This is a genomic window from Duganella sp. SG902, assembly GCF_013376005.1.
In the GTDB taxonomy this organism is placed as follows: domain Bacteria; phylum Pseudomonadota; class Gammaproteobacteria; order Burkholderiales; family Burkholderiaceae_D; genus Rugamonas.
Window position 1 is genome coordinate 61,001 of the sequence record NZ_JABMJK010000003.1, and the last position, 11,642, is coordinate 72,642.

Consider the following 11,642-nt stretch of genomic DNA (forward strand, 5'->3'; position numbering starts at 1 on the left):
AATCCCACCCAACGGCAGGCGTTGGATGGGCGGAACCCGTTGTCAGTGGGAGGGAGATTGAATCAACGGATTCACTATATCCCTCCGCCGCGGCCGGCGCCGCGGGCCTTACAAATCATTACGGTGACTTTACATAAAGGTGATACCTGTTAGTGACCGTGCGTTCCAGCAACTCGAACAGGCCCTGCGTCAGCAACGCCAGGACCGCGGCGGGAATGGCGCCGGCCAGCAGCATATCGTTGTCGTTCAGCGCCAGGCCGATGGTGATGCGCTCGCCATAACCGCCGGCGCCGATGAAGGCGGCGATGGTGGCGGTGCCCACGCTCATCACGGCGGCGGTTTTCACGCCGGCAAGTATGACCGGCAGGGCCAGCGGCAGGTCGACGTGCAGCAGGCGTTGCATCGGCCGCAGACCAAGCGCCTGCGCCGCCAGCTTCAGGCCCTTGCGCACTTGCAGCAGCCCGGTGCAGGTATTGCGGACGATCGGCAGCAGCGCGTACACCACCAGCGCCACCAGCGCGGGCGCGGTGCCTATGGTGCCCAGCAACGGGATCAGCAACGCCAGCAAGGCCAGCGACGGCACGGTTTGCAGCATGCCGGTCAGGCCCAGCACCAGTTGGCGCAGGCGCGGCAAGGCGGCGGCCAGTATGCCGAGCGGGACGCCGATCAGGCACGCAAAGCCCACCGCCACCAGCACCAGCGTCAGGTGCTGTCGCGTGAGGCGCCACAGATTGTCATCGAAGACTTTCGCCAGCAGCCCGTCGCGGCGGGTCGCAGGCGCGGTCGACGCGGCGGCGCCGGACAGCGGATGCGCCGCCAGCCAGTCGGCCGCCACGCGCGCAAAGCTCTTGCCGTCGATTTCCGCGGCGGCGTTCATCGCGATCATATCGGCCTCGCTGATGCGCCCTTCCAGCTGGCTGATCGCCTTCCACGCCGCCGGAAAGCGCTGCGCCGCGTCCAGGCGGTACAGCAGCACCGCGTCGTAGCGCGGGAAGTAGCCGCGATCGTCCTCCAGCACCCGCAAGCCATATTGGGCGATACGCGGCTCGGTCGAATAGATATCGATGACATCCACCTGCCGCGCCTTCAGCGCATCATAAGCCAGGCCATGATCCAATCCCTCCGGCCGCTGCGTCAGGCCATAGCGCGCCGCGAGTCCCTGCCAGCCGTCCGCGCGGCCGATGAACTCGTGCGACAAGCCAAACCGCAACTGCCCACGCCCCGCCAGCTCGCTCAGCTTGTGCGGCGCATCGGCCCCGCCGCGCATCGCCAGCGCGTAGGTGTTATTGAAGCCCAGCGGCACCGCCACACCAAGCCCCATGGCCGCCAGCTCCTTGCGCATCCGCTCCATCGAGGTTGGCTGCTGGTGCTTGAGGATCTCCAGATCGATGGTGCCGACATATTCCGGGTAGACGTCGATCCGCCCCGCCTGCAAAGCCGCCAGCACAATCGCCGTGTTCCCCAGGCCCTGCAGGTGTTCGACCCGCGCATGCGGCGCCGCCACCTGCGCCAGCATCTCGCCCAGGATGTAGGATTCCGTAAAACGCTTCGAGCCGATATGCAGCGTATCGGCGGCGGCCGCCGCGCCGGCGCACAGCATCAGCACACCGGCCACCCATCGTCGCACCGCCGCCATCAAGCGCCCGCGCGCAGCATCGAGGCTTTCAATGCCTGACCCAGCGTCTCAACCGTCTCCGACAAATGCGCCTTGGCCTCGCGGCTGATCGGCTTCGCCATCGCGCCGCGCAGCTCGCGCTGCAACTGCAAGGCGTTCTCGCGCTGCAGGCTGCGCACATCGGCCGGCGTGCCGGCCGATGTGCGCAACAGCGCCGCCACCAGCCGCTTCAAATGCTCGCGCTGCAAATTGCGCCGCATGCCGCTGATGTCCTTGCCCGACTTAAGCTCGCTCCACACCGCGTCCTGCACCGTCGAATACAACTCGGCCAGCGTCAACGCCTGCCTGTGGTCGTCCAGCTTTTCCTGCGAATCCAGCAAACGGATCGCCACGCCGTCCGACATCAACTGATCCAGCGCCGCCGCCTGCAGCGACAGCACACGCCCGCCCACCGACACGTCCGGCCGCCCGCGCGAGGCGAAATGGTCCGGACCCAGGCGGCTGATCGTCGCCGGCGAAAATTGGAAGCTGTCCGCCTTGAACAGGCTGTCGGTCAGCATGCGCAACGCGGCACGCTGGCGCGGCAACGGCACCGGGGTGAACGTCGCCCGCCCGGTGCCCGCGTGATCGCGCAGATACGTCACCCCGCCCACGTACTTCACCACCACCGGCAAGGTACGCGCGAACTGCTGGAAGCCGTAATCGAAACTGCGGCGCAGCACCTCATAGCTTTCGCCCGGCTTGAGCGTGCGGTTCTGCACACGGTCCCACAGCTCGCGCGAGATCGTCAGCCGGCGCTGGAAGTAGGCCAGCGGATCGCTACCGAGGTCGTACACATTCACGTCCGGATCGAGGTTGAAGCCGTTCGCATCCTGGTCGGTGCCGAACGCCAGTTGCGGCTCGTTGGAGCGCGCGGCGATCCTTGCCAGTTCCTCCTTCTCCTGCGCCGGCTCGATCGGCTTGTAGGCGTATTCGATCGCCCAGTAATCGTAAGGCCCCAGCGTGGACGCCACATACTCGCCCTGCTTCTCGCCTTTCAGCGACAGGTTGAACGGCGTGTAGTCCATCACCGAGCCTGTCAGGCTGTTCTTCCTGGTGAACTCCGGGTCCTGCAGCTGCTGCAGCGAATAAATGGTCGAGGCGCGGAAGTTGTGCCGCAGGCCGAGCGTGTGCCCCACCTCGTGCATGACCACCGACTTCACATACGCCTGCGCCACCGCTTCCGCTTCCGGCCCGCTCATGTCGAGCAGGCCGCGCGCCTCCAGCACGTCCATGGCGAAGCCCATCTCCTGCGCCGACTCCTGCATGTAATCGCAGCGCATCCCGGCAGTTTGCGGCGGCAGCAGGGAGATGCTGTCCTCGCCCACCATGCGCCGCGCGCCGCGCGCGAACACGTCCGACATGGCGATATCCGCGTCCAGGATCTCGCCGCTGCGCGGATCGACCTGGCTGGGCCCGATGGCGAAGCCGACGTCGCTGCCGACAAACCAGCGGATCGACGCGTGGCGCGCGTCCATGGTGTCGAATTTATCTGTGGCCGCCTGCTGCCTGACCACGATGGCGTCCTTGAAGCCGATACGCTCAAACGCCGCGTTCCAGGCCAGCACGCCCTGCCGCACCGACTCGCGATACTTCTCCGGCACGTTGGCGTCTATCCAGTAGACGATGGGCTGCTTCGGTTCCGACAGCGCCGCCGCCGGGTCCTGCTTCTCCAGCCGCCAGCGCTCCACCAGATGCACCGCCGTGGTGGGCGTCACGTCGTCCGAATAATCCTGGCTGGTGCTGACGAAGTGGCCGATACGGTCGTCCGCGCGGCGGCCATGCATGGCTTGCGCCGGCAGGGGCATGAAGCTGTAGTAGAAGCCGAGGAACATGCTGCGCGGGTCCGGCAGCGTCGAGGGCGGACTCGGAATCGCGGCCGGGATCGGCGGCATCACCGCCGGCGGCGCCGGGATGCGCGGCGTGAAGTAATGCGCGTTGACCTGGAAACCGGTCATGGCCTCGTCCGAGCGGATGGTGAGGAAGCTGCTGTTGCGCGCGTCCATGGCGTAGGTCATGCGGAACGCCGCCTCCAGCCGCGTGGTCATCGACGGAATGTCGCCAAACAGCAGCACGTTCGCATCCACCAGGACCGCCTTCGATTGCGGATGCGGGGTGCTGACCACCGGCGCGATCGCCAGCAGGCTGTCCGAGTACGCCTGCTGCACCGCCAGCGCCTGCGGCGTGCCGCCCTTGGCGCCGAAATCGGTGTTCTTGGCGATCATCTGAACGATGTTGCCCACGCGGTGGAACACCACCACCTGGCTCAATCCCATCTGGCTGCCGTAGATGCCGCGTTCACCGATCCCGTTCGGCATATTCACCGACATGAACATTGGCCGGTCGAACTGGTCGGGCCGCAGCTCGATCCAGACTTTTTCCTCTTTCTGATACAGGTTCAGGAAGCCCGGCAAATGCGAGGCGCCGCGCACCACATCGACGTAAGGCCGCAGCGCGGCGGCCGGCGCGGGGGCGACGGGAACCGGCGTGGCCACCGCCGGTTGCGGCGTCGCGGCGGCGGGTGCATCCGGCGCGTGCGGTACGGGCGGTGTTGGTACAGGTTCTTGCGCCAGGGCGTGGACGCTGAGCGCCGCCAACACGGCGGCGCGCATGGAATTCAGGACGAACATAATGCTTCCCTTGATGACATCCGGATAATGTACCCGAAAGCCCGGCGAAGCGAGAATTTTTTACAATGCCGGAGAGCGCAATTTGCCGGCGTTGACGACCGCGCGGCAGGGATTCAGGCCAATGGCGTAGGACAGGTCGGCCGGCCGCGCGATGCGCCACAGCGCGAAGTCGGCGCGCTTGCCCACCTCCAGGCTGCCGATTTCCTCGTGCAGTCCAAGCGCGCGCGCCGCGTGCAGCGTGCAGCCGGCCAGCGCCTCCTGCGGCGTCAGGCGCCACAGGGTGCAGGCCATGTTCATCGCCAGCAGCAGCGACGTCATGGGGGACGTGCCGGGATTGCAATCGGTCGCCACCGCCATCTTCACGCCGGCGGCGCGCATGGCGGCCACCGGCGGCGGCGTGGTGTCGCGCAGGAAGTAGTAGGCGCCGGGCAGCAGCACCGCCACCGTGCCGGCGGCGGCCATGGCCTCGATGCCGGCCGCGCCCAGGTGCTCAAGATGATCGGCCGACAAACCCTGGTAACGCGCCGTCAGCTCCGCGCCGCGCTGGTCGGACAGCTGCTCCGCGTGCAGCTTGACCGGCAGGCCAGCCTTCCGCGCCGCCTTGAACACGCGCTCCGTCTGTTCGTACGAAAAACCGATTCGCTCGCAGAACGCGTCCACCGCGTCCACCAGCCCTTCGGCGGCCAGCGGTGCGATCATCTTGCAGACTTCGTCCACGTAGTCGTCGGCGCGGCCGGCGAATTCCGGCGGCAGCGCGTGCGCGCCGAGGAAGGTGGTCGCCACCCGCACCGGCAGCTCGCGGCCGATGCGGCGCGCCACGCGCAGCATGGCCGCTTCCGACGCCAGCGTCAGGCCGTAGCCGGATTTGATCTCGATGGTGGTCACGCCCTCTGCCAGCAGGCTAAGTACCCGCGGCAGGCTGAGTTTTAGCAGCTCATCCTCCGACGCCGCGCGCGTGGCGCGCACCGTGGACATGATGCCGCCGCCGGCGCGGGCGATGTCCTCATAGGTGGCGCCGTTCAGGCGCGCCTCGAATTCATCGCTGCGGTTGCCGGCGTGGACGATGTGGGTATGGCAGTCGATCAGGCCGGGCGTGAGCCAGCTGCCGCCGCCGTCGTGCACCGTCACCGCTGTCGCCACCTTCATGGCCGGCATGTCGGCCTGTGGTCCCAGCCACGCGATGCGGCCGTCTTTTACCGCGATGGCGGCGTCGCGCACCTCGCCATATGCGCCATCGGCCATCGTGGCCAGATGCACGTTCGTAAACAACACATCCCACATACCTGCTGCCCTAGTTATAGATGATATCAGCCACCAGCACGGTGGCCTGCTGCGCTTCCATGGTCCAGTCGTCGTCGGCTTCCATCACCACCGTATCGTAGCGCACCATGGCGATGCGTTCGCGCGCGCTGCTCAGCGTCAGGCTCTCGCCCTCAGCCAGGAACAGGATGGTGGTGCCGGCGCGGCGCTTGAGCGCTTCCTTGCCGCGCACCGCGCGCAGCTCCAGCCGGTGGCGGCACACGCCGCGCCGCGTCATGACATTGAAATCGGTGGTGTGCGGGCCGGTGACGGTGGCGTGCACCGCGTCCTCGCCGGCGAACTCGATCAACGGCTCGCTGGGGCTGAGCACAAAGCGCTCATCACCAAAATCCAGCAGCACGCCATCGCCGTCCACCAGCGCCAGCGAGCGGTCGACACCGGGGAAGGAGGAGAACGGGCCATCCTGCGCGATGGTGGCAAGGCTGACGCGCCACTCGAAATCATCGAGATGGGCGCCGGCTGGCGAGATGGCGATTTCCGTGGTGCTGCCGCCGCCGTTCTTCCACGGCGCGGAGCGCAGGTTTGCATACTGGATCAGCTGGGTCATCGGAACTCCCTCAGTTCGGCCAAGGTCTGCCTGAAGCGCGCAGCGATCGCCTGCTGCGCCACGTGCTGCTGATTGCGCACTACCCACTGGCCGCCGACCATGACGTCCTTGACCAGATTGTCGTTGCCGCTGAAGACCAGGCTGCCGAGTACCTCGTCCAGCGCCAACCCAAACATATTCGGATGCCCGTCATCCAGCACCACGATGTCCGCGCGCAGCCCCGGCGCCAGCGCGCCCACCGGCCGCCCCGCCGCTTGCGCGCCGCCACGCAGCGCGCCCTGCCACAAAAAGTCGCCGACGTTGCGCTGCGCCGCCGACACCGCGATATTGCGGCGCTGGTGCCACAGGCGCTGTCCGTACTCCAGCCAGCGCAGCTCTTCCACCGCGCTTTGCGACACGTGGCTGTCGCTGCCGATGCCAAACACCCCGCCCTGCGCCAGGAAGGGCTCCAGCGGGAACAGGCCGTCGCCCAGGTTCGCCTCCGTGGTCGGGCACAGGCCCGCCACCGCGCCACTGGCGGCGATACCGCTCACCTCATCGTCCGTCAGATGCGTGGCGTGGATCAGGCACCAGCGCCGGTCCAGCGCCAAATTCTCCAGCAGCCACTGCACCGGGCGGCGGCCGCTCCAGTCCAGCGACTGCCGCACCTCCGCCATCTGCTCGGCGATGTGGATGTGCACCGGACGCGCCGCCGGCAGCGTCGCCAGCACCTCCTGTATCTGCCCGACCGTGGCCGCGCGCAGCGAATGCGGCGCCACCCCGACCTCGGTCTGCGCATCGCGCAGCGGCTCCAGCGCCTCCACGATGCGCAACACGTCCCGCGCGTCGGTGCGGAACCGTTGTTGCTCGGGGTTCAACGCCTTTTCGCCAAAGCCGGAATAACTATACAACACTGGCAGCATGGTCACGCCAATTCCCGCCAAACGTGCGGCGGCAATGACACGTTCCGCCGTTTCCGCCGGGCGCGGATACATGGCGCCATCCGGCGCGCGCTGCACGTAATGAAACTCGCACAGCGAGGTGTAGCCATGGCGCAGGCATTCGCTGAACAGCTGCGCGGCAATCGCCTCGATATGCTCCGGCGTGATGTTGCGCGCGAAGCGATACATCAGCTCGCGCCAGGTCCAGAAGCTGTCCTTGCTGTCGCCGGCCTTTTCCGTGCGCCCGCCCAGCGCGCGCTGGAAACTGTGCGAATGCAGGTTGATCATGCCCGGCAGCGCGTATTCAACGCACTCAACGCCCTCCGGCTCGGCCGCGCCGGCACCGACGGCCACGATGCCGCCGCCCGCATCCCACTCGATCAGCACATCCTTATGCCAGCCATCCGGCAGCAACGCGTGGCGCGCGAACAGCTTGCTCATGCGCGCCCCCAATCGGCGGCGGCCCGCGTCATCGCGCGCAACGGCTCCTGCACCCGCGAAGCCAGATCAGCGCGATAGCCATACGGCGCCGCTTCATCCATGTAGGTGGATTGGCACATCTCCAGCTGGATCGCGTGCACGCCCTTTTCCGGCTGGCCGTAGAAACGCGTGATATGCCCGCCCTTGAAGCGGCCGTTGACGGCAATGGTGTAGCGCCCATCGGCCCGCGCCTGCGCGACAATCGCCTCGCTCAAGCCGGCCGCGCAGCTCTTGCCGTCGGCCGTGCCAAAGTTCAGGTCCGGCAGCTTGCCCTCGAAGAAGCGCGGCACCACCGAGGCGATCGAATGCGCATCCCACAGCACCACGCGGCCGTGCAGCGCCAGCAAGCGGTCCAACTCGGAGCGCAATTGATCGTGATATGGCTTCCAGTACGCCAGCAGGCGGCGCTGGACTTCCTGCTCGTCCGGCGCGTGGCCGTCGCGGTACAACGGCTCGCGATGGAAGGTATCGACCGGGCACAAACCCGTGGTGTCCTGCCCCGGATACAGATTGGCGTTCTCCGGCGGGCGATTCAAATCGATCACGTAACGCGACCAGCGCGCCGACAACACCGACGCGCCCATCTCCCCCAGGAATTCATACAGGCGGACCAAATGCCAGTCCGTGTCCTGCCTGTCGACGGCGGCCGGGGTCATCGCCGCCAGCACGTCGTCGGGAATATCGGTGCCCACGTGCGGCATGGACACCAGCAAGGGAATACTGCCTGCTTTGAACTGATAGTCCATGCCCCTCTCCTCTTACGGATGCAGCGCCGTGAACAACTCTTTGCACGAGGCGCTCAACTCGCCGCGCAGCACCATGCCCTTGGCCGCCTCGATATCCGGCGCGAAGAAGCGGTCCACCTCATAGAACGGCACCTTCTGGCGCAGCTGCTCATGCACGTGCTCCAGATGCGGCGACGTGGTCAGCGGGCGGTGGAAATCGATGCCCTGCGCCGCCGCCAGCAGCTCGATGCCGACGATGGTGGCGGTATTCTGCGCCATATCCTCCAGACGGCGCGCCGCATAGGTCGCCATGCTGACGTGGTCTTCCTGATTGGCCGAGGTGGGAATCGTGTCCACGCTGCCCGGATGCGCGATCGACTTGTTCTCCGACGCCAGCGCGGCGGCCGTCACATGCGCGATCATGAAGCCCGAGTTCACGCCCGGATCGCGCACCAGGAATGGCGGCAGGCCGGACAAGGTCGCGTCGATCAGCAGCGAAATGCGGCGCTCGGAGATCGAGCCGATTTCCGCGATCGCCAGCGCCAGCGTGTCGGCGGCGAAGGCCACCGGCTCGGCGTGGAAGTTGCCACCCGAGACCACCACCGACAGCTCGCCATCCTTGAACAGCAGCGGATTGTCGGTCACCGCGTTGGCCTCGATCAGCAGCGTGCGCGCGGCGTTGTTGATGATGTCCCAGCAGGCTCCCATCACTTGCGGCTGGCAGCGCAGGCAGTAAGGGTCCTGCACGCGCTCATCGCCCACCAGGTGCGAAGCGCGGATCGCGCTGTTGGACACCAGCTGGCGGTAAATCGACGCGGCGGCGATCTGGCCCGGCTGGCCGCGCACCTCGTGCACGCGCGCGTCGAACGGCGAATCCGAGCCCTTGGCCGCATCCAACGACAAGGCGCCCGCCACCATGCCCGCCTCCAGCAGGCGCTCGGCCATGAACAGGCCATGCAGCGCCAGCGCGGTCGACACCTGCGTGCCGTTGATCAGCGCCAGGCCTTCCTTCGCGGCCAGCACCACCGGCTCGATGCCGGCGGCCTTCAGCGCGGCGGCGGCGTCCTGCAACTCGCCGTTGACCCGCACCTGGCCCACGCCCATGATCGCCAGCGTCATGTGCGACAGCGGCGCCAGGTCGCCCGACGCGCCGACCGAGCCCTTGGCCGGAATCGCGGGCATGATGCCGGCGTTATAGATCGCGATCAGGGAATCGATGATCAGCGGACGCACGCCCGAGAAGCCGCGCGCCAGGCTGCCGATCTTCATCAGCAAAATCAGCCGGCACACCGCGTCCGACATCAATTCACCCGTGCCGACCGAGTGCGACAGGATCAGATTGCGCTGCAACTGCTCCAGCTTTTCATCCGGGATGCGGGTCTTGGCCAGCAGGCCGAAGCCGGTGTTGATGCCGTAGGCGGCATCGCCCTTGGCGACGATCGCCTGCACGGCGGCGGCCGAGGCCTCGATCACGGGATAGGCCTCGGCGGCCAGCGCCAGCGGGCCGGCCGCGTTCCACACGGAGCGCAGTTCCGAGAGCGTGATGGCGCCCGGTTTGAGAGTCAAAGTCATGGTAAAGCTCATTTAATCATTGGAAGGTTGAGGCCATTGCGCTTGGCGCAGGCGACCGCGGTCTCATAGCCCGCGTCGGCGTGGCGCATCACGCCCGAGCCGCTGTCGTTCACCAGCACGCGCGCCAGGCGCTTGGCGGCTGCGTCGGTGCCATCGGCCACGATCACCACGCCGGAATGCTGCGAGTAGCCCATGCCCACGCCGCCGCCGTGGTGCAGCGACACCCAGGTCGCGCCGCCGGCGGTGTTCAGCAGCGCGTTCAGCAGCGGCCAGTCGGAGACGGCGTCGGTGCCGTCCTTCATGGCCTCCGTCTCGCGGTTAGGGCTGGCCACCGAGCCGGTATCCAGATGGTCGCGGCCAATCACGATCGGCGCCTTGAGCTCGCCCTTGCGCACCATCTCGTTGAAGGCCAGGCCGGCGATGTGGCGCTCGCCCAGGCCCAGCCAGCAGATGCGCGCCGGCAGGCCCTGGAAGGCGATGCGCTCGCGCGCCATGTCCAGCCAGCGGTGCACCTGCGCGTGATGCGGGAACAGCTCCTTGATCTTGGCGTCGGTCTTGTAGATATCCTCCGGATCGCCGGACAGCGCCACCCAGCGGAACGGGCCCCGGCCCTCGCAGAACTGCGGGCGGATGTAAGCCGGCACAAAGCCCGGGAAATCGAAGGCGTTCTTCACGCCGTGGTCAAACGCCACCTGGCGGATGTTGTTGCCGTAGTCGACCACCTTGGCGCCCAGCGCCTGGAACTCCAGCATGGCCCGCACGTGCACCGCGCACGCCGCGGTGGCGGCGGCCTTCAGCTCCGCATGACGCGACGCGTCCTGCTGCGCCGCCTTCCACTGCTCGACAGTCCAGCCCTGCGGCAGGTAGCCATTGATCAGGTCATGCGCCGAGGTCTGGTCGGTGACGATATCCGGCACCAGGCCGCCGGCCCTGGCGCGGCGCACCAGCTCCGGCAGCACGTCGGCCGCGTTGCCCAGCAGGCCGATGGAGATGGCGTCGCCGGCCGCCTTGTGGTGCTTGATCATTTCCAGCGCCTCGTCGATGGACGCGGCCTGCTTGTCGAGGTAGCGCGTGCGCAGGCGGAAATCGATGCTGCTTTGCTGGCACTCGACGGTCAGCGACACCGCGCCGGCCATGGTCGCGGCCAGCGGCTGGGCGCCGCCCATGCCGCCCAAGCCGGCGGTCAGCACCCAGCGGCCTTTCAGGTCGCCGCCGAAATGCTGGCGCCCCGCTTCCGCGAAGGTCTCGAAAGTGCCCTGCACGATGCCCTGCGTGCCGATGTAGATCCACGAACCGGCCGTCATCTGGCCGTACATGAACAGGCCCTTGCGGTCCAGTTCATTGAAATGCTCCCAGTTGGCCCATTTCGGCACCAGGTTGGAATTGGCGATCAGGACGCGCGGCGCGTCTTCGTGGGTCTGGAACACGCCGACCGGCTTGCCGGACTGGATCAGCAAGGTCTGATTCTCTTCCAGCTCGCGCAGCGAGGCCAGGATCTGGTCGTAGCACTCCCAGTTGCGGGCCGCGCGGCCGATGCCGCCGTAGACCACCAGGTGTTTCGGATTCTCCGCCACTTCCTTGTCCAGATTATTCTGGATCATGCGGTAAGCCGCCTCCGCGCCCCAGTTCTTGCAGGTGCGCTCGGGGCCGCGCGGCGCGCGGATCTCGCGGCTGGCGTCGTAACGTGGATCACTGTCTAGTTGGATGGTCATAAGGGCTCCTGCCGCGAGGTTGTGAGTATCCTCGCAGCATAAGTTGTATATACAACCAAGTCAACAGGTTTTTTCTATCGCG

The 11,642-nt window shown here is 67.0% G+C and carries 8 protein-coding genes; all 8 read right to left on the reverse strand.

The window, feature by feature from the left end; translation table 11 throughout:
* Positions 1-118: 118 nt before the first annotated feature.
* Genes FHW83_RS06990 through hutU form a run of 8 tightly spaced genes read right to left on the reverse strand, consistent with a single transcriptional unit; the run spans position 119 to position 11,560 of the window.
* Positions 119-1,636, reverse strand: coding sequence for a glycine betaine ABC transporter substrate-binding protein (locus tag FHW83_RS06990; protein WP_176645653.1), 1,518 nt, complete (start codon positions 1,634-1,636; stop codon positions 119-121).
* Entirely contained in the window at positions 1,636-4,284 is a 2,649-nt protein-coding gene (locus FHW83_RS06995) for a zinc-dependent metalloprotease (RefSeq protein ID WP_176645654.1), read from the reverse strand. Before FHW83_RS06995 ends, FHW83_RS06990 begins: the two co-directional genes overlap by 1 nt.
* A 60-nt stretch (positions 4,285-4,344) precedes the next feature.
* Positions 4,345-5,565 (reverse strand): imidazolonepropionase, encoded by a 1,221-nt coding sequence (gene hutI, locus FHW83_RS07000; RefSeq protein ID WP_176645655.1) that lies wholly within the window; start codon positions 5,563-5,565, stop codon positions 4,345-4,347.
* 10 nt (positions 5,566-5,575) lie between these two features.
* Positions 5,576-6,151: a HutD family protein gene (locus FHW83_RS07005; protein ID WP_176645656.1), complete on the reverse strand. Its 576-nt coding sequence runs from the start codon at positions 6,149-6,151 to the stop codon at positions 5,576-5,578.
* Positions 6,148-7,512: a formimidoylglutamate deiminase gene (locus tag FHW83_RS07010; protein WP_176645657.1), complete on the reverse strand. Its 1,365-nt coding sequence runs from the start codon at positions 7,510-7,512 to the stop codon at positions 6,148-6,150. The genes FHW83_RS07005 and FHW83_RS07010 overlap by 4 nt, the downstream gene beginning before the upstream one ends.
* Entirely contained in the window at positions 7,509-8,297 is a 789-nt protein-coding gene (gene hutG / locus FHW83_RS07015) for an N-formylglutamate deformylase (protein WP_176645658.1), read from the reverse strand. Before hutG ends, FHW83_RS07010 begins: the two co-directional genes overlap by 4 nt.
* Before the next feature lie 12 nt (positions 8,298-8,309).
* On the reverse strand, positions 8,310-9,848 hold the full coding sequence (gene hutH, locus FHW83_RS07020; RefSeq protein WP_229224070.1) for a histidine ammonia-lyase: 1,539 nt from the start codon (positions 9,846-9,848) through the stop codon (positions 8,310-8,312).
* Between the two features lie 8 nt (positions 9,849-9,856).
* A complete protein-coding gene (gene hutU, locus FHW83_RS07025) occupies positions 9,857-11,560 on the reverse strand; it encodes a urocanate hydratase (RefSeq protein WP_176645660.1) in 1,704 nt (567 codons plus the stop codon).
* Positions 11,561-11,642: the final 82 nt, after the last annotated feature.